At 51.7% G+C, this 25,829-nt stretch carries 23 protein-coding genes; 17 read left to right on the top strand and 6 right to left on the bottom strand.

Features of this window, described 5'->3' with window-relative positions; genetic code table 11:
- Positions 1–64 precede the first annotated feature (64 nt).
- The 6 genes from AC07OI_RS15210 to AC07OI_RS15185 all read left to right on the top strand — a co-directional run bounded on the left by AC07OI_RS15210 (position 65) and on the right by AC07OI_RS15185 (position 5,509).
- Positions 65–1,417 carry an ATP-binding protein gene (locus AC07OI_RS15210; RefSeq protein WP_492703568.1) on the top strand — a complete coding sequence of 451 codons (1,353 nt, stop codon included), beginning with the start codon at positions 65–67 and terminating at the stop codon, positions 1,415–1,417.
- Positions 1,418–1,554: 137 nt separating this feature from the next.
- The gene (locus AC07OI_RS15205; protein WP_492703567.1) at positions 1,555–2,091 is read left to right on the top strand and encodes a response regulator transcription factor; all 537 of its coding nucleotides are present in this window, start codon (positions 1,555–1,557) and stop codon (positions 2,089–2,091) included.
- A 129-nt stretch (positions 2,092–2,220) separates the two neighbouring features.
- On the top strand, positions 2,221–2,433 hold the full coding sequence (locus AC07OI_RS15200) for a hypothetical protein (protein WP_422949406.1): 213 nt from the start codon (positions 2,221–2,223) through the stop codon (positions 2,431–2,433).
- Between the two features lie 205 nt (positions 2,434–2,638).
- Entirely contained in the window at positions 2,639–3,256 is a 618-nt protein-coding gene (locus tag AC07OI_RS15195) for a LysE family translocator (RefSeq protein WP_495257808.1), read from the top strand.
- A gap of 218 nt (positions 3,257–3,474) precedes the next feature.
- Entirely contained in the window at positions 3,475–4,614 is a 1,140-nt protein-coding gene (locus AC07OI_RS15190; protein WP_492703565.1) for an HD-GYP domain-containing protein, read from the top strand.
- Between the two features lie 70 nt (positions 4,615–4,684).
- Positions 4,685–5,509 (top strand): response regulator, encoded by an 825-nt coding sequence (locus AC07OI_RS15185; protein ID WP_492703564.1) that lies wholly within the window; start codon positions 4,685–4,687, stop codon positions 5,507–5,509.
- Between the two features lie 15 nt (positions 5,510–5,524).
- Here the strand turns inward: AC07OI_RS15185 and AC07OI_RS15180 are convergent, their stop codons facing one another.
- The gene (locus tag AC07OI_RS15180) at positions 5,525–5,980 is read right to left on the bottom strand and encodes an Lrp/AsnC family transcriptional regulator (protein WP_495257807.1); all 456 of its coding nucleotides are present in this window, start codon (positions 5,978–5,980) and stop codon (positions 5,525–5,527) included.
- A 410-nt stretch (positions 5,981–6,390) separates the two neighbouring features.
- On the opposite strand from AC07OI_RS15180, the gene ocd reads away from it, so the two are divergent.
- Together ocd and rocF are read left to right on the top strand one after the other, a co-directional pair.
- Entirely contained in the window at positions 6,391–7,470 is a 1,080-nt protein-coding gene (ocd, locus tag AC07OI_RS15175) for an ornithine cyclodeaminase (protein ID WP_495257806.1), read from the top strand.
- Between the two features lie 34 nt (positions 7,471–7,504).
- Complete coding sequence (gene rocF, locus AC07OI_RS15170) at positions 7,505–8,416, top strand: arginase (protein WP_422949411.1); 912 nt, start codon at positions 7,505–7,507, stop codon at positions 8,414–8,416.
- A gap of 77 nt (positions 8,417–8,493) precedes the next feature.
- Here the strand turns inward: rocF and cadR are convergent, their stop codons facing one another.
- Positions 8,494–8,940 carry a Cd(II)/Pb(II)-responsive transcriptional regulator gene (cadR, locus tag AC07OI_RS15165; protein WP_495257805.1) on the bottom strand — a complete coding sequence of 149 codons (447 nt, stop codon included), beginning with the start codon at positions 8,938–8,940 and terminating at the stop codon, positions 8,494–8,496.
- Positions 8,941–9,044: 104 nt separating this feature from the next.
- Between cadR and AC07OI_RS15160 the strand changes: the two genes are divergently transcribed.
- The 5 genes from AC07OI_RS15160 (at position 9,045) to AC07OI_RS15140 (ending at position 18,041) form a co-directional block, all read left to right on the top strand.
- Positions 9,045–11,306 (top strand): heavy metal translocating P-type ATPase, encoded by a 2,262-nt coding sequence (locus AC07OI_RS15160; protein WP_495257802.1) that lies wholly within the window; start codon positions 9,045–9,047, stop codon positions 11,304–11,306.
- A gap of 260 nt (positions 11,307–11,566) precedes the next feature.
- Entirely contained in the window at positions 11,567–11,935 is a 369-nt protein-coding gene (locus AC07OI_RS15155) for a hypothetical protein (RefSeq protein WP_495257801.1), read from the top strand.
- Between the two features lie 144 nt (positions 11,936–12,079).
- Positions 12,080–13,354 carry a TolC family protein gene (locus AC07OI_RS15150; protein ID WP_495257800.1) on the top strand — a complete coding sequence of 425 codons (1,275 nt, stop codon included), beginning with the start codon at positions 12,080–12,082 and terminating at the stop codon, positions 13,352–13,354.
- Positions 13,355–13,362: 8 nt separating this feature from the next.
- Positions 13,363–14,883, top strand: a complete 1,521-nt coding sequence (locus AC07OI_RS15145) for an efflux RND transporter periplasmic adaptor subunit (RefSeq protein WP_495257799.1) — start codon at positions 13,363–13,365, stop codon at positions 14,881–14,883.
- Positions 14,884–14,903: 20 nt separating this feature from the next.
- On the top strand, positions 14,904–18,041 hold the full coding sequence (locus AC07OI_RS15140; RefSeq protein ID WP_495257798.1) for an efflux RND transporter permease subunit: 3,138 nt from the start codon (positions 14,904–14,906) through the stop codon (positions 18,039–18,041).
- A 75-nt stretch (positions 18,042–18,116) separates the two neighbouring features.
- Here AC07OI_RS15140 and AC07OI_RS15135 read toward each other — a convergent pair whose 3' ends face one another.
- The 4 genes from AC07OI_RS15135 to AC07OI_RS15120 all read right to left on the bottom strand — a co-directional run bounded on the left by AC07OI_RS15135 (position 18,117) and on the right by AC07OI_RS15120 (position 21,479).
- The gene (locus AC07OI_RS15135; RefSeq protein ID WP_495257797.1) at positions 18,117–19,550 is read right to left on the bottom strand and encodes an NAD(P)(+) transhydrogenase (Re/Si-specific) subunit beta; all 1,434 of its coding nucleotides are present in this window, start codon (positions 19,548–19,550) and stop codon (positions 18,117–18,119) included.
- On the bottom strand, positions 19,550–19,873 hold the full coding sequence (locus AC07OI_RS15130) for an NAD(P) transhydrogenase subunit alpha part 2 (protein WP_162040008.1): 324 nt from the start codon (positions 19,871–19,873) through the stop codon (positions 19,550–19,552). Before AC07OI_RS15130 ends, AC07OI_RS15135 begins: the two co-directional genes overlap by 1 nt.
- 83 nt (positions 19,874–19,956) lie before the next feature.
- Positions 19,957–20,322 carry an aspartate 1-decarboxylase gene (panD, locus tag AC07OI_RS15125; protein WP_110255112.1) on the bottom strand — a complete coding sequence of 122 codons (366 nt, stop codon included), beginning with the start codon at positions 20,320–20,322 and terminating at the stop codon, positions 19,957–19,959.
- A 41-nt stretch (positions 20,323–20,363) separates the two neighbouring features.
- Positions 20,364–21,479, bottom strand: coding sequence for a Re/Si-specific NAD(P)(+) transhydrogenase subunit alpha (locus tag AC07OI_RS15120; RefSeq protein WP_495257796.1), 1,116 nt, complete (start codon positions 21,477–21,479; stop codon positions 20,364–20,366).
- A 453-nt stretch (positions 21,480–21,932) separates the two neighbouring features.
- On the opposite strand from AC07OI_RS15120, the gene AC07OI_RS15115 reads away from it, so the two are divergent.
- The 4 genes from AC07OI_RS15115 to AC07OI_RS15100 all read left to right on the top strand — a co-directional run bounded on the left by AC07OI_RS15115 (position 21,933) and on the right by AC07OI_RS15100 (position 25,817).
- The gene (locus tag AC07OI_RS15115; protein WP_495257795.1) at positions 21,933–22,424 is read left to right on the top strand and encodes an NUDIX hydrolase; all 492 of its coding nucleotides are present in this window, start codon (positions 21,933–21,935) and stop codon (positions 22,422–22,424) included.
- A complete protein-coding gene (gene mnmA, locus AC07OI_RS15110) occupies positions 22,421–23,518 on the top strand; it encodes a tRNA 2-thiouridine(34) synthase MnmA (protein WP_495257794.1) in 1,098 nt (365 codons plus the stop codon). Before AC07OI_RS15115 ends, mnmA begins: the two co-directional genes overlap by 4 nt.
- A 348-nt stretch (positions 23,519–23,866) precedes the next feature.
- Entirely contained in the window at positions 23,867–24,814 is a 948-nt protein-coding gene (locus tag AC07OI_RS15105; protein ID WP_162040004.1) for a MurR/RpiR family transcriptional regulator, read from the top strand.
- A gap of 1 nt (position 24,815) precedes the next feature.
- Positions 24,816–25,817 (top strand): isoaspartyl peptidase/L-asparaginase family protein, encoded by a 1,002-nt coding sequence (locus AC07OI_RS15100; protein ID WP_495257857.1) that lies wholly within the window; start codon positions 24,816–24,818, stop codon positions 25,815–25,817.
- Positions 25,818–25,829 lie beyond the last annotated feature (12 nt).

Raw genomic sequence — 25,829 nt, 5'->3', positions numbered from 1 at the left:
TTAATATATAGCCCATGATCTGTTAGCATGCACTAAAAAAGCACAATAACGGGACATGGCAAGCATGATAAAAAAAGTACTTTCTCATAGTATCGGGCAAGGGATAGTGGCCAAAACTGCAAACAAAACACCAGAAAAACAGTCCGCTATTGCGATAGCGTACGAGAACTCGGCAGGCCACAAGAACATGTTGCAACTTATTCAGTTGCGCTGGCTTGCTGTGTTTGGACAGTTATCAACCATTTTGATCGTCATGTTTGGCTTTGGCATACAGTTGCCCCTGGTCAAAATGCTGGTCGTCTTGATTTGTTTGATAGGCTTTAATATTGCCAGCCATTTGCGCTGGCATGAGCGCGTGTATGTAACCAATGGCGAGCTTGTTTTTGCCTTGCTGATCGATGTATTCAGCCTGACAGCACAGTTGTACTTCGGCGGAGGAACCTCAAACCCGTTTGCTTTTCTTTATCTACTGCAAGTGATTTTAAGCGCAGTCTTGCTGGAAGCCTGGTCTACCTGGATCATCGTCGTCATCACCAGCGCCTGCCTGGCCGGACTATCACTGTTTTCTGAGCCTTTGCCTCTGCCACCAAGTGAAGCCGGCGGGCTATCGCGCCTGTACGTAGCAGGCTTCATCATTTGCTTCATGCTCAATGCTGCCCTGCTGGTTTTCTTTATCACTCGCATCGGCCACAACCTGCATGCCCGGGATGTTCAACTGGCTGATCTGCACCAGCGTGCAGTTGAAGAAGGTCATATCGTGCGCATGGGCCTGTTGGCTTCTGGTGCGGCGCATGAACTGGGTACGCCACTGGCGACGCTCTCGGTCATCCTGGGTGACTGGCGACGGATGCCGGAGTTCAAGAAAAATCCCGAGCTGCTCGAAGAAATCAGCGAAATGGAAACCCAGTTACAACGCTGCAAAAGCATCGTCAGCGGCATCCTGTTGTCTGCCGGAGAAGCACGTGGAGAATCTGCGGTCAAAACGACGATCAATACTTTTTTAAATGATCTCACCAAAGAATTTACATCAACCCGGACTATAGTCTCATTTGGTTTCGACAACCAGATCCAGGAAGACATTCCCATCGTCTTTGATACTGCCCTGAAGCAAATGGTCTGTAACGTGCTTGATAATGCCCTGGAAGCTTCCCCGGACTGGTTGCGCATGGAAGCCAGGCGTCAGGGCGACGCACTGATATTCAGGGTTGTCGATCGCGGACCTGGTTTCGATCCAGCCATCTTGTCACGCATAGGAGAACCGTATCAATCGACCAAGGGTCGTCCCGGCAGCGGGCTGGGATTATTTTTCGTCGTCAATGTGGCACGTAAACTGGGCGGTCATTTCACGGCATCCAACCGTGAAGATGGCGGTGCCATAGTACAATTGAGTTTGCCACTTTCGGCGATCATGCTTTAGGAGCCTCTGATCAAGCAGTTTTTTCCCGATAAGAAAATCAATAAAGACTTTGCAATGTCACAAGAGCTGCAATAGCTTGAATAGCCGCTCTGCCCTATCTCATCGACATCCCGGTTTAACTTCAGGAATTTTTTATTATGTCAGAGAGTCGTCTGCTACTCATTATCGAAGACGATACTGCTTTTGCCCGTACACTGGGCCGTTCGTTTGAGCGGCGCGGTTACACCGTCTTGCACGCCAACAGCAAAGAAGATGCTGAAAAATTATTATCAGATCATACGCCTGCTTACGCCGTCGTTGATCTGAAGTTGAATGGACACTCATCCGGCCTGGCCTGCGTGCAGCTTTTACATCAACACAATCCCGACATGCTGATTGTCGTACTCACAGGGTTCGCGAGTATTGCGACTGCGGTGGAAGCGGTGAAACTGGGCGCGTGCCAATATCTGTCCAAACCCTCCAACACTGATGATATCGAAGCCGCCTTTGGACATGTCGCTGGCACAGCAGATGTCGAAATCACGAATCGCTCCACTTCCATCAAGAATCTGGAGTGGGAAAGAATCCACGAAGTACTGGCCGAAACCGACTTTAATATTTCCGAAACAGCACGCAGGCTAGGCATGCACAGGCGCACGCTGGCGCGCAAGTTAGAGAAACAAAGGATTAAGTAAATTACTCATCTGTTATTTTTTTGACCAGAAAAACAGTAAATATCAAGATGAAGCAAATACCGGCCTTAAGTAAATACCAGTCTCAAAAGGATTACTCTATAATCCGCCCTTCAACTGAAAGGAAACACCATGAAAATGCGCATCAAAAGACGCCATCTGAATTTTGGACGCTTGTACAATCACCAACTGGCTGCTGTTCTCGAAGCTGCATTTGAAGAATTCAAAAGCAATTTCAGCGAACAAGGCGCATCCATCACAGAGTCCATAGACTCGCTGCAAGACCTGGGTGCCAGCTATCGCCATTTCAAGAAATTTGCCCTGCGTTTCGCCAAGGCACATTAAGTATCTGTTGCCCAGGAAGAGTGCGCTTGAGGGTGAGATTGCTCATCCTTAAGTGCAATCTCACTTTGAGCAGCATCCTGCAATACCAAATCTCCCATCGCTAGTCACCGCCCTCATTTCCATCTGTTGCGTAAAAAACTGTATCCTGGTTGTCGCATTTTTTGGGAGTACAATTTCCTCTCCCCGCACAAACGGAATCTATTCCATGAAACTGTACCCACTATTCCTGTTGATGGCGACAGCCACCGTGTTCAGCCCTGGTCCTGGTGTAGTCATGACACTGACAAATGCCTTGCGCTATGGCATGCGCGGCACTTTTGGCGGCATCCTGGGTATCGCTTTTGGGGCATTGATTGTTGCGGCAATTTCTGCCACCAGTGTGGGTGTCATTCTGGCTGCGTCTGCTACGGCGTTTACAGTGCTTAAACTGCTGGGTGCGGCTTACCTGATTTTTCTGGGTATCAAACTCTGGCGCGCACCTGCTTTCCGTTTTACTGAAGGCAACGCCTATGAAGCAAGTTTCAAGAAACGCTTTCTGGAAGGCCTGTCTTTGCAAATGACCAATCCCAAGGCGATTTTCTTCTTCCTTTCGATATTCCCGCAATTCATAGACCCAGCCATGAGCTACGGTTTGCAGTTTGCCGTACTGGTCATGACTTACAGTGGCCTGATTATCATCATCCATAGCAGCTATGCGATTTTTGCCGGGCGCGCCAAGACCTGGCTCACATCGGACAAAGGAGGCTCTTATATGAATAAAATAGGTGCTGCTACTTTTGTATTTTTTGGCTGCGCCCTGGCTGGAGCTAAGCGTACGGTGTAATCAGAGCATAAGCAAAATACAAGCGCGCCATCAATATTCCCTCATTTTTCACAAAATTGCTTTGCAACACACAAGTACGGCGCTGCAAAGCTGCAACGGATTCATCCATTCTTGACATTTGATAACAAGTACAGACTAAGATTTCTGCTAGGATAATTACGTGTATCGGGTACTCCTGCAAACTTAATTCCCAGCATCATTCACCGTCCGAGGTGTGCATGTCAACCAGACGTATAGGGATGTCTGACATAGTCATAGGCCAGGCCTTGCCCTGGGATGTCTATGGCAGTGATGGTAGCCTGTTACTACGCAAGGGCTTTATTGTCACCAGTGCCAATCAGGTATCGTCGCTGATAGAACGAGGCCTGTTCGCCGATACCGGCAAATCTGAAGGTGGTTTGCGTGATGGTAAACCTGCAGAAAAAGCCAGCGAAGCCCCCTCCGTAGTGCGCACCATCAATACTGTGCGTACAGAATTGCGCAGACTGGTTTATAACCTCAGTACAGAAGCAGATGTACAAGCCCAGATTATCTCGCTGACCAAAAAAATGGGTGCAGCAGTCTTCATGGCACCCGATGTGGCGCTGGGTTGCATCTTGCTGAATCAGGACGACAACTATGGCCCACGGCATTCTGTCGATACTGCCGTAGTATCTCTGCTGATTGCCCGTACACTCAAAAAACCCGCCGATGAAATGCTCTTGCTGGCCGCTGCCGCACTGACCATGAATGTCGCCATGCTGAGGCAGCAAGAGAAACTGCAAGAGAAAAGTGAAACACTGAATGCGGCAGAACAGGAATTGATTTCCCAGCACCCTGAAGCCGGGGTCGCCATGCTGCGTGCCGCCGGGGTGGATAATGAAGACTGGTTATCCTGGGTTTTGCATCACCATGAGAGTGAAGACGGCACAGGTTACCCGGCAAAAAAAACCAGCGCAGATATCCCGCAAAATGCCAAGATCATTTCACTCGCTGACCGTTACTGCGCCCGCGTATGTGCACGCAGTTACCGCAAATCCATGCTGCCGAATGCAGCGTTGCGCGATATTCTGGTAGAAGGTAAATCCAAGATTGATCCCATGCTGGTCACGGTTTTTATCAAGGAACTGGGCACCTACCCTATAGGCACTTTCGTCAGACTGGAGAGTGGTGAAACCGCCGTAGTGACTGGCAAGGGTGAAACCACGACAACACCTTATGTACATGCACTGCTTGGGCCACGCGGCACACCACTATCCATACCACTCAGACGCGACACGCAAAAACCCCTGATGGCAATACGTGAAGTCCTGCATCGCGACCAGGTATCAGTCAAATTTACCATGCGTCATTTATGGGGCGATATCGCCCGCTTATGAATACACCAGCCCTGCTTGCGCAAGCCAAATGACGATTGCTTCATTCACCGGAATTTAAGTAACCACTATCATGAATAATGATCTCCCTGAGTCTGCAAAAATCAGCAGCGAAGAAAGTTTTGAAGAATTGAACAACCCTGACTATCGCAGTCTGGTGTATTTGTACTTTTCTGATATTGATGTGGGCCAGCAACTGGCCACAACCCTGGAAATGTATCATCATGAAGTCATCTGTTTTGATCAGGCGGATGAACTGCAATCTGCCATCATGGTCAGGATGCCGCAGGCCCTGGTCATAGACGTGGATAGTCCGGCAGGAATGCTTGCCCGGAAAAAAATGGGCAACCGGGTCATCAGCAATTTCCCCATCATTTACATCTCAGCCACAGATGATTTCACGCAACGCCTGACCGCCGTCAGGGAAGGTGCAGCCGGTTATTTTCTCAAACCCCTGGACGTGGAAGCATTGAGCGCCAAGATAGATGAAAAAATCGCCAGGAATGAAGTACTGGCCTACCGCATACTGGTGGTTGATGACGATGAAATGCTGGCCGCCTATTATGATGCCATACTCAGCAGCGCTGGCATGCATGTGAAAGCCATCAACGACCCTAGTGAAATTCTTGAATCCCTGAAAAAATTCAAACCTGAACTGGTGCTGACAGACTTGAACATGCCCATCTGCAATGGCCTGGAGATGGCGCAAATCATCAGGCAAAACAATCGCTACATCGACATTCCCATCGTCTTTCTATCTACAGAGATACAAAAAGAAATGACCGCCATAGAAACCGGAGCAGACGATTTTCTTGGCAAACCCATAGACCCGGAAAAACTGATATCGACTATCGCCAGCAGGGCAGAACGTTATCGCAATCTGCGCAAGCAGAGATAAGCAAGTTTAAATTCATCAATCTATCGGCAGTCCGCTGACAGGCTTGATTTCTTCCATGCAGATCATAGACCTCAAGGAGGCAACTCCAGGCACCTGCATCAGGGTATCGGTCAGGAATTGCGACAGGCTTTTCAAATCACTGGCGACCACCTTCAGGATGTAATCAAAGTCGCCAGAGATGGTGTGGCATTCTATGATTTCCGGGAAAGCCTTCAACTGCCGCTCAACCTCGCGCACATTGCGAAACTGTTCGCGGTCCAGCGACAGATTCACAAATGCCATTACGCCCAGTCCCAGTGCCTCGGGCGCAACCTGCGCTACATAAGCACGTATCACCCCTTTCTCTTCCAGCGTCCTGACCCTGCGCAGGGTCTGCGGTGCCGACAAATGTATGCGTTCAGCCAGGCTCAAATTACTCATGCGCCCATCTTGTTGCAAATATCGCAAGATACTGCGGTCATACACATCCATTTTGTTCCTCCGGCTTTACCCTGATTTTCAGGATATTTTGTCATTTTCATTAAATAAGAAATTAAAACACATAATTTTCATACATATGAAACTTAATTTCTATTTACATGAAATTTACATCTTATTTAGCAATCTAATTCTTTGCCCGGCTGGCTACAATGGTAAACAGAATACATAGCACAACAGGTGCGCAAGAGCCTGATGCGAAATGGGTCTGGTGGATTTTCAAAACATCATTCTTCTTTGAAAGAGTGAATGGAAGTCTCGCAACATCAGGAAAACCAGGGTGATTTCGCAATAGCCTCTGAAATGTGTTCCCGCAAGTCCTTTTGGATTTGAGCAAAATTGTCGCTGCAACATGGCTATGCAGTTTTGCCAGAGTCCATATTTAAAAACATACGGAGAACATTATGGTGACCTTCATCGGCACAAAAGAACTGCAAAACCATTTGAAGAAGACCAGGCTTGAAGATGCCATTGCGCGTCTGGCTGGCATGATCAAGGAAGATTATTTGCGCTGGCAGTCATTCGACAAATCAGCACGGGTAGCGAATCACTCTGACGTGGGCGTCATAGAGCTGATGCCTATCTCTGACGGTAGCCAATATTCATTCAAATACGTCAATGGTCATCCCAAAAACACCCAGGCTGGTTTGCTGACCGTGACTGCCTTTGGCGTACTGGCTGATGTAAATACCGGTTACCCCCGCCTGCTGTCAGAACTGACACTGACAACTGCAATACGCACCGCCGCCACCTCGGCCCTGGCAGCGACTTACATGGCCAGGCCAGACAGCCGCGTCATGGCCCTGATAGGCAATGGTGCGCAAAGTGAATTCCAGGCCGTGGCTTTTCATGCCATGCTGGGCATCAAAGAGTTGCGCGTATATGACATAGACCCTGCAGCAACCGACAAATTAATTCATAATTTGCGCATGTATCCAGAATTAAGGGTGATACGTGCCAGTTCCACTGCAGAGGCAGTCAAAGGTGCGGACATCGTGACCACGGTGACAGCAGACAAAACCAATGCCATCATACTGACCCCGGACATGATAGAACCCGGCATGCATATCAATGGCGTAGGTGGTGATTGCCCAGGCAAGACAGAGTTGCATGCCGATATTTTGAATAACGCGCATGTGGTAGTGGAATATGAACCGCAATCGCGCATAGAAGGTGAATTGCAGCAGATGCCGGCAGACTTCAAGGTGACCGAGCTGTGGACTATTCTGGCAGGTAATGCCACAGGCCGCAGCCATGCTGAGCAAGTCACGGTATTTGATTCTGTCGGATTTGCGCTGGAAGATTTTTCTGCCATGCGTTATCTGGAAAAATATGTCATGCAGGCAAATTCACCGGTGCTGGATCTGATTCCTGAAATGATGAACCCGAAAGACCTGTTTGGTATGGGAATGGCAGCAACGAGCAACAATGTTGCCAGCCCTGCCCGTAGCAATACAGATTGTGCAGTACCAATAAACGCCTGAAGTCTATCCTGACAGGGCATTACACTAGAAACGAATGAAAACCATTTCCTTAATTGGAGCGCCTACCGATGTAGGCGCAAGCGTCAGAGGCGCGGGCATGGGGCCCGACGCATTACGTGTGGCGGGCCTGAACGAGGCTTTGACGGCACGCGGCTTGAAAGTCATTGACCATGGCAATTTGCATGGTCCAGCCAATCCCTGGGAACAACCAGTGAATGGCCTGCGCCACCTCAAAGAGGCGATAGACTGGAACCAGGCCGTGTATGACGCCGTCGACAAGGCCTTGCAGGATGGCCACATGCCCATGATGCTCGGTGGTGATCATTGTCTGGCGATAGGTTCGATCAGCGCGGTGGCAGCACACTGCCGCCGCGTTGGCAAGAAACTGCGCGTCTTGTGGTTTGATGCACATGCTGACAGCAATCTTTCAACCATCAGCCCTACCGGCAATATCCACGGCATGCCTGTTGCCTGTCTCATGGGTCATGGTCCGAAAGAGTTGATCAACTATAGCGGCCAGACGCCAGCCATCCAGCCCACCGACATACGCCTGATAGGCATACGCAGTGTCGATGATGGTGAGCGCAAGTTCATTCATGAAATGGGTATGCAGGTATTCGACATGCGCTATATCGATGAATATGGCATGCGCAATGTCATGTCTTCCGTGCTGGCGAATCTCGACAGCAATACCCATTTGCATGTGAGCTTTGACCTTGATTGCCTGGACCCCGGCATCGCCCCTGGCGTAGGCACGGCAGTGCTTGGTGGCCCCAGCTATCGCGAAGCACAGTTGTGCATGGAAATGATTGCCGACACCGGCCTGATGGCATCGCTGGATGTGGTAGAGCTGAACCCGGCACTGGATGTGCGTAACCAGACTGCCGTGCTGGCAGTTGACTTGATCGAAAGCCTGTTTGGCAAATCGACACTGGTCAGGATGTAAGCGAGAAAGTAAGGAACATCAGGTCATCGGCCGTTTTTTGCTGATGACCTGTTCAATCTTCAAAGGCTTTTTAGCCATCAATGACAGCCGCTACCGTGACTACCCAGATTACGCACCGGATGTTCTTCTGCCGTACCCAGATTCTGCAAAATCCCGCAATCTTTTGTTGCCTGCGCACTGGTGCATAACTTGCGCAGGGATTTTAACTGCGACTCCAGTCCTTTCAACTCCCTGATGCGGTGGGCGACATGTCCTATATGCTTGTCGAGCAAGGCATTTACTTCTGAACAATTGTCTTCAGGCGCATCGCGGAACTGCAATAGTTGACGTATCTCATCCAGTGTCATATCCAGAGAACGGCAATGCCGTATGAATTGCAGGCGCTCTGCATGCATTTCGCCGTACAGACGGAAATTGCCCTGTGAGCGGCTAGCCTGTGGCAGCAAGCCTTCTTTTTCATAGTAGCGTATGGTTTCTACCAGACAGCCGGACCGTTTTGCCAATTCGCCAATTTTCAATTCCATTTTGCTTGCCTCGCTCATTTCAATATTAGTTTAAATATTAGCGCTTGACTCTATACCTGCTACAGGGTGTCTAATGCTCACTATACCTCTTTTCCGGAGTCAGCATGGCGCATCAGCACGATCATTCAGAACACTCGCATGAACCCACCCATGAGCCAGCGCCCAAGCATGTCCATAGCTGTTGCGGCCATGGAGAAGTCAAGGCGGCGCAGGTCAACGACAAGCCCATAGCAACGCCCGCTGGTACATCGACCGTGGTGTATTCCATAGAAAACATGGATTGCCCGACAGAAGAAGGCTTGATACGCAACAAGCTAAGCCCCATGCCCGGCATAGCCCAGCTTGATTTCAATCTCATGCAGCGCAAACTGACGGTCAGCCATACACTGGAAAATCAGGCAAAGATTCAGACCCTGCTGACTTCCATAGGTATGCAGGCCGTGCTGTTAAGCGAAGATGGCAAAGACAATGATGATGCAGTCGCAACCCCACCAGCAAACCCTGCACACAAATGGTGGTTGCTGGGTGCTGCTGGCGTAGCTGCGGTACTGGCCGAAACCTATGCCTATATCAGCGGCGCAGAAAAAGCCTGGCCCGTTATGCTCTTGTCTGCCCTGGCGATACTGCTGAGCGGCACCAGCACCTATAAAAAGGGCTGGATAGCACTGAAGAACCTGAACCTGAACATCAATGCCCTGATGACGATCGCCGTCACCGGTGCACTGATCATAGGCCAATGGCCGGAGGCTGCCATGGTGATGGTCTTGTTCAGTCTGTCAGAAGCGATAGAAGCAATGTCACTGGACCGCGCCCGCAATGCCATACGCGGCCTGATGGCAATGACGCCAGAAACAGCCAGCGTCTTGCAGGCGGATGGCAGCTGGCAGGATGTTGCGGCCAAAGCTATCGCCATAGGCGCTACGGTAAGGGTTGCTCCGGGTGAACGCATCCCGCTGGATGGTGAACTCAGCCAGGGGCAATCCTCAGTCAATCAGGCACCTATCACGGGCGAGAGCATACCGGTTGCCAAGACAGTTGGTGACAAGCTGTTTGCCGGTACCATTAATGAAACCGGTTCTTTTGAATACCGCGTGACTGCTGCGCAAACTGACTCCACCCTGTCACGTATTATCCATGCGGTTGAAGAGGCGCAAGGCAGCCGTGCGCCTACACAACGCTTTGTCGATAGCTTTGCAAAGGTATATACACCCATCGTGTTTGTCCTGGCGCTGGGCGTCATGCTCATCCCTCCCCTGCTGCTGGGCCTGCCATGGATGGTGTGGATATACAAGGGGCTGGTCTTGCTGGTGATTGCCTGCCCATGTGCTTTGGTGGTCTCGACCCCGGTGACTGTGGTCAGCGGGCTGGCGGCAGCGGCCAAGGCGGGCATACTCATCAAGGGTGGCGTGTATCTGGAAGAAGGCCGCAAGCTGAAGTCGCTGGCTCTGGATAAAACCGGCACCATCACCCAGGGCAAACCCGTCGTCACTGATATCAAACTGCTTGCTGGTGATCAGGCCATGGCATTGCAACTGGCAGCCAGCCTGGCAGGCCGCTCTGATCATCCGGTATCAGGAGCAGTGACTGCCTATTCAGCAAATCAAGGCAGCAGCGCATCGGAAGTCAGTAACTTTGAGGCGATTGCAGGTCGTGGTGTCAAAGGCCAGATAGCGGGCAAATGGTACTACCTCGGCAATCACCGCCTGATAGAAGAACTCAAGATTTGCAGCCCGGCTACTGAGGCAGCACTATTTGCGCTGGAAGCGGAAGGCAAGACAGCCGTCATCATTGCTGACGAAGAAAAGGCCTTGGCAGTGATAGCCGTGGCAGACACTGTGCGTGAAAGCAGCCGCCAGGCAATTGCAGAACTGCATGCGCTGGGCATACGCACAGTCATGCTGACTGGCGATAATGAAATGACTGCAAAAGCCATTGCAAAAAACGTGGGCATTGATGATGCCCGTGGCAACCTGCTGCCTGAAGACAAACTGGCCGCCATGAATGACGAACTGGCAAGTCATGGCACGGTAGGCATGGTCGGCGACGGCATTAATGATGCACCAGCGCTGGCCAAATCCAGCATAGGTTTTGCCATGGGTGCAGCAGGCACGGACACAGCACTGGAAACTGCAGACGTCGCCCTGATGGACGATGACTTGCGCAAGATCCCGCAATTCATCCGCTTGAGTCAACGCACTGCGGCCATACTGAAACAGAATATCGCATTGGCACTGGGTATCAAACTGGCTTTCCTGGTCATGGCAGTCATGGGCGTGGCGACCTTGTGGATGGCTGTATTTGCTGATATGGGTGCTAGCTTGCTGGTGATCTTCAATGGTTTGCGCCTAGTTCGTCGTCTAAAATAAATAGGGCCTACGCAAAACCGCCCCAGCTGCGTTGCAGCTCCTCTCCTAGGAGCCGCGTACTAAAGTACTGTCTTCGTCGCTGCGGTGTAGTCGGGGTTTCAGGCAACATGTTGCCTGCCGACGTAACGAACCATCCTTCCAAGGGTGGTTTCCTAAAGCAACAGCCTTGCTGGGACAATTTTGCGTAAGCCCTAAAATTCACGATTACTTATCGTTCTGTAAAATCATCGCCGTCTATTTTAAGGTTTATAATTCGCACCATGCTTAAAAAGTTCATCCTCATGATCATAGTTGCTTTCACTCTCCAGCTAAGCTGGTCGGTGGCGAGTGCCTATTGCATGCATGAGACGGACAAGACTGCGCAGCATTTTGGGCATCATCCGCATGAGCATGCTGCCAAGGATGGTGAAAACCACGCTGATAAATCTGCAGACAAGTCAGCCGCAAAAAAAGCAAACTCCCACCCCGATTGTGCATCTTGCGCGCATAGCCCACTGGGTGCGCATTCATCCAAGCTGCCGCTGACAAAATCAACGCTGATCACTTATCAACTCACTGCGGCATCGCTGCAAACTCCTGCGCCTTTTCTGGCGCAACCTGAACGTCCCAAATGGATGGCCCTCGCCTAAGTCCGGCGAGGCATCTGTCTACATTCATTTCTTTGCTTTTGTGTTTCGTCACGTATTTTTACGTGCAACGTGACGTATTTTCCAAGCTAGAAACTTGACAGCTACTTGCTGGATTCTTCCTTTTCGTTTCTTCAGGAGAATGCCATGCAAAAATTATTCTTGCCACCCGCTGTAGTGGCTGTACTACTGTGTACGATGCTGTTGCCAGCGTCAGCACAAAACTCTTCACCACCAGCCAGCGCTGCCGTGATCACCCTGCCCGCAGCAATAGCGCAGGCCCTTGCCAATAACCCGGACATCGCTGCTGCCAGGCGTGAGGTGCAAGCGAGTGAAGGCGCATTGCGCCAGGCTGGTGTCATGCCCAATCCGGAACTGTCCGCGCTCATCGAAGATGCCAGGCAAGACAGCCGCAGCACCACCATACAAATCAACCAGCCTCTGGAACTGGGCGGCAAACGCGGTGCACGCATCAGTGTCGCCGAGCGTAGCCGTAGTCTTGCATTGAATGAACTGGCGATCAAATCAGCCGATATCAGGGCAGCAGTCACCACACATTTCTTTGCTGTGCTGATTGCGCAAGAGCGCCAGCGTCTGGCCACAGCTTCACTGGAACTGGCACAACGCGCCAGCCATGCTGCCAGCCGCCTGGTCAGCCTGGGCAAAATCCCGCCACTGGAAGCCACCAGGGCGGGCATCGCGGAATCTGGCGTGCGTGTGGAGCTGGCACAAGCCAATAGTGCATTACTGATAGCCAGGCAAAGTCTGGCAACAGCCATGGGCAGCAAGCTGACTGCCGATCAGCAACTGCAGGCTGAGTTCCATACGTTGCCCGCATTACCCGACTTGCAAAAATTGACGCAAGCTCTGGCACGCTCACCATTAATGCAACGCGCACAGCTGGAAGTGGACAAACGCCTCGCCATGTCTGCACTGGAAAAAACCAGGCAAGTTCCTGACCTGACTTTAAGCATAGGCAATAAGCGTGAACAGCAAACTGGCCGCAACCAGGCCATAGTCGGCATCAGCATCCCGCTGAACCTGTTTGACCGCAACCAGGGTAATTTGCAGGAAGCCCTGAGCCGCGCAGACAAGGCCAGGGATGAGTTGACAGCCACAGAAAACCGCCTGCATGGCGAGATACTGCAAGCCCATCAACGCCTGAGCCTGGCCAGGGAAGAAGCCGGGATGTTGAAGAAAGACATGCTGCCGGGTGCGCAGCAGGCTTATGAGCTTGCCATCAAGGGCTTTGAATACGGCAAGTTCAATTTCATGGATGTGCTGGACGCCCAGCGTTCGTTACTGCAAGCCAGGGCGCAATACTTGCGCAGCCTGTCAGAAGCCCAGCGTGCCGCGGCAGATATCGAGGCTTATATAGGTGACAGTGAATTCAGCCTGTTCACCGCCACCTCTTCATTTTAGGATTTTGTATGAAACTGAATATCAATAAAAAAACTGCCGTGCCAGTCATCATCGTCATCCTCATAGGTGTCTTACTGGCTGCACTGATACTGAGTACAGGAAAATCAAAAAAAACCGATGAACATGGCAGCCATGCAGAGCAGGCTGAACATGCCGACAAAGAACATCACGATGAGATCACTGAAACTGCCAAAGGCCCACATGGCGGCAAGCTGTTCAGCAAGGATGGCTATGCGTTGGAAGTGACTATCTTCGAGCAAAACACGGCACCAGAATTTCGCCTGTATGCCTATCAGGATGGCAAGCCGCTGCCACCTGCAGCAAACAATATCAGCATCAATCTGGAACGTCTGGGTGGCGCAGTACAAAATTTCAAGTTCAGCACAGAAAAAAATTATCTGAAAAGTGATGCCATCGTCGAAGAACCGCATTCCTTCAAAGCCAGTATCACTGCCCAGTATGCGGGCAAGAGCTATCAGTTCAATTACGAACAGATAGAAGGCCGCGTCAGCATGAATGCGCTGAAGCGCAAGCAAAATGGCGTGGAGACAGAAATTGCAGGTGCGGTGAAGCTGCAAAGTAATCTGAACTTGTTGGGTGAAATAAAACTGAATGAAGACCGCATGCTGCAAATCGTACCGCGCCTAGCAGGTATCGTGGAAAGCGTGGCGGTGAATGCGGGTGACAAGGTCAGCAAGGGTCAGCTACTGGCCGTGATATCCAGCCAGGCCCTGGTCGATTTGCGCACCGAAGTGCTGGCAACACAAAAACGCCATGCACTGGCACGCAATAATTTTGAGCGCGAGAAAAAACTCTGGGAAGAAAAAATCTCAGCCGAACAGGATTATCTGCAAGCCCGCAATGCCATGCAGGAAGCCGACATCACCCTGCAAAGTGCACAGCAAAAACTGGCTTCCCTGGGTGCAGGCATGGCTGGCAAGGGCAATCTGAACCGCTATGAAATCCGTTCACCCATCGCAGGCACAGTGACCGAAAAGCATATCAGCATGGGCCAGTCACTCAAGGATGATGCTGCCATCTTTACGGTAGCCGACCTCAGCAGTGTCTGGGTGGAAATCGCGATACCTGCCAAGGATCTCAACAATGTCAGGACAGGTCAGAACGCCAAAATCAGCGCCAATGCCTTTGACGCAACGGCAGAAGGCAAACTCAGCTATGTAGGTGCAGTCATGGGTGAACAGACCCGCACGGCCAAAGCGCGCTTGCTACTGCCGAACACCAAGGGCGAGTGGTATCCTGGCCTGACCGTGAATGTGGCACTGCTGTCTGCCGAAGTGGAAGTGCCGGTTGCGATAGTCAATGAAGCCATACAAATCATCGATGAGCAAGCCACGGTATTTGCCAGCTATGGCGATCAGCTGGAAGCGCGACCAGTGGAACTGGGCCGCAGCGACGGCAAGTACACAGAAATACGCAAGGGCTTGCAGGCTGGTACAGCCTATGTCGCAAAAAACAGTTTCCTGATCAAGGCTGAGCTGGGCAAAGCTGCCGCCAGTCATGAACACTAAGAGCATGAGGAAAATACATCATGTTTGAAAAAATCATACAATTTTCGATAGCGCAGCGCTGGCTGGTCATCATGCTGACCCTGGCGCTGGCAGCACTGGGCATCTTCAGTTACCAGCGCCTGCCTATTGATGCGGTACCAGACATCACCAATGTCCAGGTACAGGTGAATACTGCCGCCCCCGGCTACTCACCACTGGAGGCTGAGCAACGCATCAGTTTTCCCATAGAGACCGTGATGGCAGGCCTGCCCAATCTGCAACAGACACGCTCGCTGTCACGCTATGGCTTGTCGCAAGTGACCATCATCTTCAAGGATGGCACCGACATTTACTTTGCCCGCCAGCTCGTCAATGAACGCATACAGGAAGCCAAGGGCAAGCTGCCAGCAGGCATGGAACCCGGCATGGGGCCTATCTCCACCGGTCTGGGTGAGATCGTCATGTGGACAGTCGAGAGCAAGGAAGGTGCGCTCAAGGCTGATGGTCAGCCCTACACGGCCACCGACCTGCGTGAAATACAGGACTGGATAGTCAAGCCACAACTGCGCAATGTTGCAGGCGTGACCGAAATCAATACCATAGGCGGCTATGCCAAGGAATTCCTGGTTGCACCATCGCCAGAAAAACTGGTGGCACATGGTTTGAGCTGGCAAGATGTCGTCACTGCACTGGAAAAAAATAATGGCAATGTCGGCGCGGGTTATATAGAAAGACGTGGTGAACAATACCTGGTCAGGGCACCGGGGCAACTGGCTTCCATGGATGACATACGCAATGTCGTCGTCAGTACCCAGAAAAATATTCCTGTGCGCATCAACGATATCGCCGAAGTCAGCATAGGCCGTGAATTGCGCACTGGTGCAGCGACAGAAAATGGCCGTGAAGTCGTGCTTGGCACAGTGTTCATGCTGATCGGTGAAAACAGCCGCAAGGTATCGCAGGACGTGGCAAAAAAACTCGCTGAGATCAACCGCAGCCTGCCGCCCGGCATCGTCGCCAGTACCGTATATGACCGCACCGTGCTGGTCGACAAGGCCATCAATACGGTAAAGAAAAACCTGCTGGAAGGTGCTGTGCTGGTGATTGCCATCCTCTTCCTGTTTTTGGGGAATATACGTGCAGCCATCATCACCGCCATGGTCATACCGCTGGCGATGCTGTTCACTTTTACCGGCATGGTGGGCAACAAGGTCAGTGCCAACCTCATGAGCCTGGGGGCGCTGGACTTTGGCATCATCATCGATGGTGCCGTGGTCATCGTCGAGAATTGCGTGCGCAGGCTGGCTCATGCACAAGCGGCCGCCGGACGCACGCTGAACCGCAGTGAACGCCTGCAAGAAGTGTTCGCTGCCGCCAGAGAAGCCCGCCGCCCCTTGCTGTTTGGCCAACTGATCATCATGGTGGTCTATCTGCCCATCTTTGCACTGACCGGGGTAGAAGGCAAGATGTTCCACCCCATGGCATTTACCGTAGTTGCGGCCCTGATTGCCGCGATGGTCCTGTCGATGACTTTCATCCCCGCCGCTGTTGCCTTGTTCATCGGTGAACACGTCAGCGAAAAAGAAAACCGCCTGATGCTATGGGCCAGGCAACTCTATCAACCCTTGCTGGACTTTGTACTGAAAAGCAAGGCGCTGGTCTTGAGCATCGTTGTGGTGGTACTGGCCTTGAGTGGTTTGCTGGCCAGCCGCATGGGCAGTGAATTTGTCCCCAGCCTGAATGAAGGTGATATTGCCCTGCACGCCATGCGCATACCCGGTACCAGCCTGAGCCAGGCTTTGCAAATGCAGATAGAACTGGAACATGTGATACGCACCTTCCCTGAAGTTGACAAAGTCTTTGGCAAACTGGGCACGGCAGAAATTGCCACTGACCCCATGCCACCAAATGTGGCTGACACCTTCATCATGCTCAAGCCGCAAGAGCAATGGCCTGATCCCAGGCGCAGCAAGGATGATCTGGTAGCAGCGATACAGGAAGCAGTCGAAAAAGTGCCGGGCAATAATTATGAATTTACCCAGCCTATACAAATGCGCTTCAATGAACTGATCTCCGGTGTGCGCAGCGATGTCGCGATCAAGGTGTTTGGTGACGACATGGATGTCATGAACCGCACTGCGGACCAGATTGCCAAAGTGCTGGAAAAAATCCCCGGTGCTGCCGATGTCAAGGTAGAGCAAACCACTGGCCTGCCCATGTTAAGCATCAACATCAACCGCGAAAAGGCGGCCAGGCTGGGTTTGAATATCAGCGATGTGCAGGACGTGATTTCTGCAGCCATAGGTGGCAAGGAATCCGGCACCCTGTTCCAGGGTGACCGCCGTTTTGATATCGTTGTGCGCCTGCCAGAAAATGTACGCAGCGATATCGATGCCATCAAGCGCCTGCCCATTCGTCTGCCGAATGTTTCGAATGCACAAAATGGAGCAACCAGTTTCATCACCCTGGCTGACCTGGCAAGCATAGACATGGCACCTGGCCCCAACCAGATCAGCCGTGAAGATGGCAAACGCCGCGTCGTGGTCACCGCCAATGTGCGTGGTCGCGACATCGGCTCTTTTGTAAAAGAGGCACAGGAGCAACTGGCACAAAAAGTCAAAGTCCCGACGGCTTACTGGACCACCTGGGGCGGCACTTTCGAGCAATTGCAGTCTGCATCACAGCGCCTGCAAATCGTCGTACCCGCAGCCTTGCTACTGGTCTTCATGCTGCTGTTCGCCATGTTTGGCAATATCAGGGACGGCCTGCTGGTATTCACAGGCGTACCGTTTGCCCTGACCGGTGGCATCGTCGCACTGTGGTTGCGTGATATACCGTTGTCGATTTCTGCTGGCGTAGGCTTTATCGCCTTGTCTGGCGTTGCGGTATTGAATGGCCTGGTGATGATTGCCTATATACGCAGCCTGCGTGAAGAAGGCATGGCGCTGGACAACGCCATCCAGCAAGGCGCATTGACACGTCTGCGTCCGGTGTTGATGACGGCACTGGTAGCATCGCTGGGCTTCATCCCCATGGCACTGGCGACAGGCACAGGGGCTGAAGTGCAAAGGCCACTGGCAACGGTGGTTATCGGTGGCATACTGTCATCCACTCTTCTGACTTTGCTTGTGCTGCCATTGTTGTATCAACTGAGCCATCGCAAGACAGATAAACCGTAATCCATGCTAAAACAAAATGCCCGGGAGCGAACAACGCTTCCGGGCATTTTTTACAACTCAGCTTGGTTCAGCTAATTACTCAACAGCCTTCACCATATCTTCAATGACTTTCTTGGCATCGCCAAACACCATCATGGTTTTATCCATGTAGAACAGTTCATTGTCCAGACCTGCATAGCCAGAAGCCATGGAGCGCTTGTTGACGATGACGGTCTTGGCTTTGTAGGCTTCCAGGATAGGCATGCCGGCAATCGGTGATTTGGGGTCTTTTGCCGCAGGATTAACCACGTCATTTGCACCCAATACCAACACCACGTCAGCCTGACCAAATTCGCTGTTGATGTCTTCCATCTCGAATACCTGGTCGTAAGGCACTTCAGCTTCTGCCAGCAAGACATTCATATGACCAGGCATGCGCCCTGCCACAGGGTGAATTGCATACTTTACTGTAATACCTTTGTGCGTCAGTTTTTCTGTCAGTTCTTTCAGGGCATGCTGGGCACGCGCAACTGCCAGGCCATAACCAGGAACGATGATGACAGTCTCGGCATTACCGAGCAGGAAAGCCACGTCATCAGCAGAGCCGGACTTGACGGTACGCTGTGCCTGGTCGCCACTGGCTGCAGTTGCAGCTTCGCCACCAAAACCACCCAAGATCACATTGAAGAAAGAACGGTTCATCGCCTTGCACATGATGTAAGACAGGATGGCACCGGACGAACCCACCAGCGAACCGGCAATGATCAGCATGGAGTTATTCAGCGAAAAACCGATACCTGCAGCAGCCCAGCCAGAATAGCTGTTCAGCATCGACACCACCACCGGCATGTCAGCACCACCGATAGGGATGATGATGAGCACACCCAGCACGAAGGCCAGAGCAGTCATGACGATGAACGGTGTCCAGCTTTGCGTGACGCAGAAGGCAATACCACAACCCAGCATGGCAATTGCCAATACCAGGTTCAACTGATGCTGGCCACTGAAGCTGACGGGTGCGCCCTGGAACAAACGGAACTTGTACTTGCCAGACAATTTACCAAAGGCGATGACAGAACCAGAGAAAGTAATCGCGCCGACAAAAGTACCGATAAACAATTCCAGACGGTTACCGAAAGGAATAGGCTGGTCTCTCGCGACGATATTGAATACCCAGGGTTCGGACACAACGGCTACGGCAATACACACCGCTGCCAGACCGATCAATGAGTGCATCGCTGCGACCAGTTCCGGCATCTTGGTCATCTCTACGCGTTTGGCCAGAGTCGCACCTATGCCACCGCCGACGATGACGCCGATGGCAACCAGGCCATAGCCCAAGCCTGCACCGGCGCTTTCGTTTTTCAGCTTGACGATCAGGGCTATGGTCGTTGCAACAGCAACCGCCATGCCTATCATGCCAAAGGCATTACCACGGCGTGCGGTGGAAGGGTGTGACAAGCCTTTGAGGGCCTGGATAAAGCAGACCGATGCGATCAGGTACAGCATCGTTACCAGATTCATGCTCATTATTTGCCCTCCTTGTCAGCATGGGCAATGGCTTTTGGCTCTTTTTTCTTGAACATTTCCAGCATCCTCTGGGTAACCAGAAAACCACCGAATACATTCACTGCCGCCAGTGCCACGGCAGCCGTGCCCATGACCTGGGCCAGCAGGCCTTCGGTCAAACCGGCGGCCAGCATGGCACCGACGATGATGATGGCAGAAATGGCATTCGTCACCGCCATCAAAGGCGTGTGCAGGGCCGGTGTTACTGTCCACACCACATGGTAACCGACATAAATTGCCAGCACGAAGATGATGAGATTGGTAAGGGTATGACTAACTTCCATGATGTCCTCTCTTTAATTGGATTGAGACATGCAAATCGAGACATGAGCAAGCAGAACTTTACAAACTGCCTGCCCTGGCTAGGTTATTTATACTCTTTAATACTGGTGATCTGATTCTTGCCATTCACGAAAACGACATTCGGTTTATACGCTTTTGCTTCTTCTTCTGTCATCGGCGCATAGGTACAGATAATCATCAAATCGCCCAGTTGTACGCGACGGGCTGCAGCGCCATTGAGTGAAATTTCGCCGCTGCCACGTTTGCCCTTGATGGCATAAGTGGAGAAGCGTTCACCGTTGTTGACGTTATACAGCTCTATCTGTTCGTTTTCGATGATGTTGGCAGCGTCGAGCAGATCTTCATCTATACCGCACGATCCTTCGTAGTGCAGGTCACACTGGGTTACAGTTGCGCGATGAATTTTGGCGCGGAGCATATTTCTTTGCATGGTCTTTCTACTTTCTGATACTTGTAACTAAAAACTTGACTCTATTTCTTTAAGACTTCACCACCTGCGCACACCAGAGTGGCAGCGACGATTTCATCTTCACGGTTAATCGCAAGCGCAGCATCCTTGTCGATGATGAGCTTCAGGAAGTCCAGCACATTACGTGCATACAGGGCCGATGCATCAGCCGCCACCAGGGTGGCCAGGTTAGGCTCGCCTATGATGTGTACGCCGTATTTGGTGACTGTCTTGTTGAGTTCAGACAAAGGGCAATTGCCACCCTGCTCTACCGCCATGTCGACGATGACTGAGCCTGGTTTCATGGCTTTTACTGTCTCTTCCGAGATCAGTATCGGTGCCTTGCGGCCAGGGATCAGGGCTGTTGTGATGATGATGTCAGCCTGCTTGGCACGTTCATGTACGAGAGCTGCCTGTCTTTCCATCCATGCTGCTGGCATGGGACGGGCGTAACCACCCACGCCTTTGGCGATCTCGCGTTCTTCATCAGTTTCGTAAGGCACATCGATAAATTTCGCACCCAGGGATTCAACCTGTTCCTTGACGGGTGGACGTACGTCCGATGCTTCAATCACTGCACCCAGGCGTTTGGCCGTGGCAATGGCTTGCAGACCGGCTACACCTACGCCCATGATCAACACGCGTGCGGCCTTGACCGTACCCGCAGCTGTCATCAGCATGGGCATGAAACGTTGATAGGTATTGGCAGCCAGCATGACAGCCTTGTAACCAGCAATATTGGCTTGCGAAGACAAGACGTCGAGCGACTGCGCACGGGTAATGCGCGGTGCAGCTTCGAGTGCAAATGCGGACAGGCCGTGTGTGGCCATTGCCGCAATATTGTCTGCGTCAAAAGGATTAAGCATGCCGACCAGCACCGTGCCTGACTTCATCAACGCACGTTCTTCTGCATTGGGGGCACGTACTTTCAAGACCAGCTCAGCGCCCAGTGCATCGGCAGCGGTGCCAATTTCTGCACCGGCAGCCTGGTAGGCCTCGTCAGTAATACTGGAAGCCACACCTGCACCAGACTGCACGATCACCTGATGTTTTGCTGCGACATATTTCTTGATGGTTTCTGGGGTTGCCGCTACACGCGTCTCCCCCGGCCGTGACTCGGCGGGTATGCCGATTTTCATAGATTTGCTCCCTTTTTTAGTGTGAATATTGGTGTATCAATTTCGTGCTGGAAAGGCCAAGGGTAAGCTCTGACCGTTCCATTATTTTTTTGCTGATGCGGGTCACCAGTTTGCTTACCCGAATCTTACATTTGATATTCGACAACGATATTACACGCAAAATGTTTTTTAGCACAACCGTTCACTTTTTTGTGTTTTCTACAAATTTCTTTTAAGGACCATACTGACGACACCCTGCAAACACCTACAAAATTAAATTATTTCCTTTAAAAACAGTCACTTGACCGCGAAACCCGGAATCATTCAAGTTTGGTGCAAAATCAAAATATAGTGAAAGCGCAAAAATAAGCAGACATAGATAAATTACGCATTAGCTAATTCGCTTTCAAATTTGCTGGTTTGCCACACAAAATTTGACGGCAAAGTAAAATGTCGGACTTACTGAGAGAAGCCATGTCTGCCATTTGGAAACCATCCGTCACTGTAGCCGCAATTATTGAGCGCGACCAACAGTTTTTCATGATTGAAGAAGAAACACCTGATGGTGTGCGCATCAACCAGCCCGCCGGTCATCTGGACCCCCATGAAAGCCTGATACAGGCCGTCATCCGCGAAACCCTGGAAGAGACCGCACACGACTTCACACCAACCGCATTGATAGGCACCTACCTGTCACGCTTCATTTCACCCAAGACCGGTGAAGAAGTCACTTATCTGCGTTTTGCCTTTACCGGCGAACTGGGCCAGGCGCACGACCGCGCCCTAGACACCGGCATCTTGCGCACTGTATGGATGAGCTACAAAGAGATAGTAGCGGCGCAGGACAGGCATCGCAGCCCCCTGGTCATGCAATGCATAGACGATTATTTGCAGGGCAAGCGCGCGCCGCTGTCCCTGTTGTTTACCCATCCAAGCGCACTTGGAAACTTGGAACCGCAAAAATGAGCAAGAAAAAAGTAGTGATAGGCATGTCTGGCGGCGTTGATTCTTCCGTCTCGGCATGGCTGCTGAAAGAACAGGGTTATGAAGTCATCGGCCTGTTCATGAAAAACTGGGAAGATGACGACGATTCAGAATACTGCTCTACCCGTGAAGACTGGATAGATGCCGTCAGCGTTGCCGACGTCGTTGGCGTCGATATCGAAGCCGTCAATTTCGCCAGCGAATACAAGGACCGCGTCTTTGCAGAATTCCTGCGTGAATACCAGGCTGGCCGCACGCCCAACCCGGATGTGCTGTGCAATGCCGAAATCAAATTCAAGGCTTTCCTTGATCACGCCATGAAGCTGGGCGCCGATTACATCGCCACCGGCCACTATGCGCGTGTGCGTGAAATGAATGGCCAGTTCCAGTTAATGAAGGCTATTGATGCCAGCAAGGACCAGAGCTACTTCCTGCACAGGCTGAACCAGAAGCAACTGGCGAATACCCTGTTCCCGCTTGGTGAAATCCAGAAGACAGAAGTACGCAAGATCGCCGAACAATTGCAACTCCCGAATGCAAAGAAAAAAGATTCGACTGGCATTTGCTTTATTGGCGAGCGCCCTTTCCGCGAGTTTTTGAACCGCTACCTGTCATACAAACCAGGCAATATCCAGACACCTGAAGGTGAAATCATAGGCCAGCATGTGGGCCTGAGTTTTTACACCCTGGGTCAGCGCAAAGGCATAGGCATAGGCGGCATCAAATCGCACCAGAACGCCGATGGCAGCAGTGATGCATGGTATGTGGCGAAAAAAGATGTAGAAGCCAATACCCTTTATGCAGTGCAGGGTCATGATCATCCATGGCTATTGTCTGCTGGTCTCGAAGCCGGACAAGTCAGCTGGGTGGCCGGTGAGGCACCGCAAGCTGGTGAGCTGTCTGCCAAGACCCGTTACCGCCAGCCTGACGTGGCTTGCCATTTCAGCGGTGACACTGAGCGTTTCCAACTGGACTTCCCTCAGGCGCAATGGGCGGTCACGCCTGGGCAGTCTGCAGTTTTGTATGACGGCGATGTTTGCCTGGGTGGTGGGATTATTGATCTCGCCACCCGCTAAACTACCTTGCGAACAGTCAATCGCCAGCAAATGATTGCCACAAACTAAATGCCCACATGTCTGTGGGCATTTTTTTACCATTTGGTAAATAGCAGAATCTGTTTCAATTTACTTTCATAAATGCCGACAATCTTTTCAATAACACAATCATTAGCTTGCGTAAATTCAGGTAAATTCAGAACAAAATTTGATGTATTTTGTTTATCCTGACAAATCTCCTAAATAGACCAAATTATCCAAAATATGTACGGAGAGAGACAATCATCGATTTGACACGATTCATTTCTTTACAATTTAAATCGATGAAATTATATTTACATTTCTATTTCACCGGAAAAGCCAGCCGATATGAATCGTCCTGATACGCAATCCCTGGGTGGTACTGTTAATGCGCGCATAGGCAAGGTCTATATGAACTTGTCAAAAGCGCACAGAAAAGCAGCCGATTATGTGCTGTCGAATGTATTTCGATCAGCCACCATGTCTATCGATGAGCTGGCAAATGCTGTCGGCATCTCGGTCGCCACGGCGAATCGCTTTGCCAGGGCGCTTGGCTTTGAAGGTTATCCGCAATTCCGTGCTGAACTGGTATATGGCTTTGAAGCCATGCTGGCACCTATCGATAATCTACGCAGCGAAATCCAGCGCCCTGCCACCAGCACAGAAATTATTTCCAGCTCACTCAATGAGGACATGGCCAATCTGGAAGCCACGCGCCGCGGCCTGGCCCCTGACCTGTGCAACCATGCCGTGCGCCAGATCCTGAATGCGGAAAGAATTTACATCGTCGGCTATGGCGCCAGCGCCTTCCTGGCTGGACTGATGGCGCATAGCCTGGACCCATTCTGCAATACCGTGCAATCAACACTGGGCTCAGGCGGGCCATCGAATGTCGCACGGCAGTTGTTCAAATATACTGAGCGTGACCTGGTCATCGGCATTTCCTTCCCGCGCTATGCAGAAGACGTAGTCACCATCCTGCAGCAGTTGCGCGAAAAAGGCGTGCCCATTCTGGCACTGACAGATGCGCCAAGTTCACCATTGGCATCACTGGCGAACATCACCCTGTATGCGCAAACCCGCCGCAATTTCTCCCCCAATTCCGAGGGCGCAGCACTGTGCCTGATAGAAGCGATTTGCAGTGCCGTTGCCCATCAGGCCAAAGCCCCCGTACACGCTGCATCCGAAATGACCAAGTTCATGCTGCCATGGTTGTATCAGGAACCGAATGCCACTACCCGCAAATCACAGGCAGCGGCAGCCAGCAAGATCATCGACATGGACAGGCCAGCTTAAGATGGGCGCACGTGCTGCTATCGCCATACACGGTGGTGCTGGCACGATCTTGCGCAGCAGTCTGACTGCGGAACAGGAAGCGTGCTATCTGGAGGCTTTGCGGTCTTTCGTCACTGCGGGGAATGAAGTATTGGCACAAGGTGGCAGCGCACTGGATGCTGTGAGCCTGGCTGTCAGCCTGCTGGAAGACTGCCCGCTTTTCAACGCAGGCAAAGGTGCAGTATTCACCAATGCTGGCACCATGGAAATGGATGCCGCCATCATGGATGGCAAAAACCGCCGCGCCGGTGCCGTGGCTTGCATACAGCAGGTGCGCAATCCCGTTCGCGCTGCCAGAGCCGTCATGGAGCACAGCCCGCATGTCTTGATGGTAGGCAAAGGTGCAGAAGAATTCCTGCGCCAGCATAGCCTGCAATTCGAAGACCAATCGTACTTTTATACCGAAGAGCGCTACGCGCAATTGCAACGCGCCCGGCAAGAATCTGGCGTGCTGCTCGATCATGATGCAGCGAATTTGCTGAGCACGTCATCCAAACCGGCTCCAGAACCCGCACCACTTGATCCCGATAAAAAATTTGGCACGGTAGGTGCCGTTGCGCTGGATGTGCACGGCAACCTGGCTGCAGCTACTTCGACTGGCGGCATGACCAATAAACTGCCAGGTCGCGTCGGAGACACACCCATGCTCGGTGCAGGCTGTTATGCCGATAACCTGACTGCTGCCTTGTCTGCCACAGGTACGGGGGAAGCCTTCATGCGCAGCCTGGCGCTGCATGATATTGCTGCGCAAATGCAGTACCTGGGGCTAAGCCTGGAGCAGGCTGCCAATAATGTCGTCATGGATAAACTGCCCGTGTATGAAGGCCAGGGTGGCATCATAGGCATAGACAAATTTGGCAACATCGTCCTGCCCTTTAATACCGAAGGCATGTACCGCGCTTATCAACGCGTTGGTGAAGCAGCATTTGCAGCAATTTATGCAAACTCACAGGACGTAAATTAAGCGGTAGATTTG

This window comes from Undibacterium sp. GW821-FHT07F11 (genome assembly GCF_059418665.1).
This window is presented reverse-complemented; position numbering and strand designations above follow the sequence as displayed.

Bases quoted from the DNA above. Each gene is read 5' to 3' on its own strand.
- AC07OI_RS15180 (WP_495257807.1), bottom strand. From the start codon at position 5,980: ATGGATGTGTATGACCGCAGTATCTTGCGATATTTGCAACAAGATGGG.
- AC07OI_RS15195 (WP_495257808.1), top strand. From the start codon at position 2,639: ATGAAACTGTACCCACTATTCCTGTTGATGGCGACAGCCACCGTGTTC.
- AC07OI_RS15140 (WP_495257798.1), top strand. From the start codon at position 14,904: ATGTTTGAAAAAATCATACAATTTTCGATAGCGCAGCGCTGGCTGGTC.
- AC07OI_RS15185 (WP_492703564.1), top strand. From the start codon at position 4,685: ATGAATAATGATCTCCCTGAGTCTGCAAAAATCAGCAGCGAAGAAAGT.
- AC07OI_RS15155 (WP_495257801.1), top strand. From the start codon at position 11,567: ATGCTTAAAAAGTTCATCCTCATGATCATAGTTGCTTTCACTCTCCAG.
- AC07OI_RS15135 (WP_495257797.1), bottom strand. From the start codon at position 19,550: ATGAGCATGAATCTGGTAACGATGCTGTACCTGATCGCATCGGTCTGC.
- panD (WP_110255112.1), bottom strand. From the start codon at position 20,322: ATGCAAAGAAATATGCTCCGCGCCAAAATTCATCGCGCAACTGTAACC.
- AC07OI_RS15205 (WP_492703567.1), top strand. From the start codon at position 1,555: ATGTCAGAGAGTCGTCTGCTACTCATTATCGAAGACGATACTGCTTTT.
- AC07OI_RS15150 (WP_495257800.1), top strand. From the start codon at position 12,080: ATGCAAAAATTATTCTTGCCACCCGCTGTAGTGGCTGTACTACTGTGT.
- rocF (WP_422949411.1), top strand. From the start codon at position 7,505: ATGAAAACCATTTCCTTAATTGGAGCGCCTACCGATGTAGGCGCAAGC.
- AC07OI_RS15115 (WP_495257795.1), top strand. From the start codon at position 21,933: ATGTCTGCCATTTGGAAACCATCCGTCACTGTAGCCGCAATTATTGAG.
- cadR (WP_495257805.1), bottom strand. From the start codon at position 8,940: ATGGAATTGAAAATTGGCGAATTGGCAAAACGGTCCGGCTGTCTGGTA.
- AC07OI_RS15120 (WP_495257796.1), bottom strand. From the start codon at position 21,479: ATGAAAATCGGCATACCCGCCGAGTCACGGCCGGGGGAGACGCGTGTA.
- ocd (WP_495257806.1), top strand. From the start codon at position 6,391: ATGGTGACCTTCATCGGCACAAAAGAACTGCAAAACCATTTGAAGAAG.
- AC07OI_RS15105 (WP_162040004.1), top strand. From the start codon at position 23,867: ATGAATCGTCCTGATACGCAATCCCTGGGTGGTACTGTTAATGCGCGC.
- AC07OI_RS15190 (WP_492703565.1), top strand. From the start codon at position 3,475: ATGTCAACCAGACGTATAGGGATGTCTGACATAGTCATAGGCCAGGCC.
- AC07OI_RS15210 (WP_492703568.1), top strand. From the start codon at position 65: ATGATAAAAAAAGTACTTTCTCATAGTATCGGGCAAGGGATAGTGGCC.
- AC07OI_RS15145 (WP_495257799.1), top strand. From the start codon at position 13,363: ATGAAACTGAATATCAATAAAAAAACTGCCGTGCCAGTCATCATCGTC.
- AC07OI_RS15160 (WP_495257802.1), top strand. From the start codon at position 9,045: ATGGCGCATCAGCACGATCATTCAGAACACTCGCATGAACCCACCCAT.
- AC07OI_RS15130 (WP_162040008.1), bottom strand. From the start codon at position 19,873: ATGGAAGTTAGTCATACCCTTACCAATCTCATCATCTTCGTGCTGGCA.
- mnmA (WP_495257794.1), top strand. From the start codon at position 22,421: ATGAGCAAGAAAAAAGTAGTGATAGGCATGTCTGGCGGCGTTGATTCT.
- AC07OI_RS15100 (WP_495257857.1), top strand. From the start codon at position 24,816: ATGGGCGCACGTGCTGCTATCGCCATACACGGTGGTGCTGGCACGATC.
- AC07OI_RS15200 (WP_422949406.1), top strand. From the start codon at position 2,221: ATGAAAATGCGCATCAAAAGACGCCATCTGAATTTTGGACGCTTGTAC.